Origin of the sequence: Dietzia cinnamea NBRC 102147 (assembly GCF_001571065.1) — a bacterium.
Classification (GTDB): Bacteria; Actinomycetota; Actinomycetes; order Mycobacteriales; family Mycobacteriaceae; genus Dietzia; species Dietzia cinnamea.
Map to the genome: position 1 here is coordinate 1 of NZ_BCSW01000149.1, position 702 is coordinate 702.

Annotated in this window: 1 protein-coding gene; it reads right to left on the bottom strand. The window is 61.5% G+C overall.

Annotated features, from left to right (window positions below; translation table 11 throughout):
- The coding region (locus DCI01S_RS17465; RefSeq protein WP_167349588.1) for an LEM-3-like GIY-YIG domain-containing protein at nt 1-526 on the bottom strand (526 nt) is incomplete at its 3' end.
- Nucleotides 527-702 lie beyond the last annotated feature (176 nt).

Below are 702 nucleotides of genomic sequence, written 5' to 3' on the forward strand. Positions count from 1 at the left end.
CTATTTTCACCCAGCGATCCGCAGATCCCCGTGAATCACCGGGGTTAGTTGTGAGATCGGGGGCTTTGAGATCGTCGATGAGGGTTTGGAGGCGCTCCATCCCGTGCCCCTTCGACTGCTCCCGGCGAAGATTCGTCAGGCCCGAACGCGGCGCATTCCCGTCCGAGCTCTCACTTGCCGGGAGCCACGAGAGAAGATCGATCAATGCCGCCTCGACGGCCGTGTACTCCGATTTCGTCAACCCGTAGCGTGCGATCCACACGTCTGGCCGGAGACCCGCATTATGAATCTCGGCGATCCGGGCGGTCTTGGCAGAAAGCTCGGTCTTCGGCAAGTTCGTAACGCTCGGGTCCGCTGGGAGCGTGACATGACCCGCGAGAGCTTCGATTTCGTGGCTATTCGCGCGCTCCCCGCGCCCCTTGCCTACATAGAACGGGCGACCGTCCCGGGGATCGACGAGCAGGTAGACGTAGTAGCCGAGAATTTCGGCGACGTCACCGATTGGGTCGGGCTTTGCGGGGCTCATACGAAGGTTCTACCAGCCACGCCGGTGATCGAGGTTCTTGTCGGTCCGAAGCGATACCGTTCACGCCATGACCGACGGCACCGTCTCCGACGACCTTTCCTCGCCCCGCTGGATCAGAACCTCGAGCCTGATCGAAGAGAGATTGAATGTGCTTCCCGCAGGCGGAGTGCTCAGCA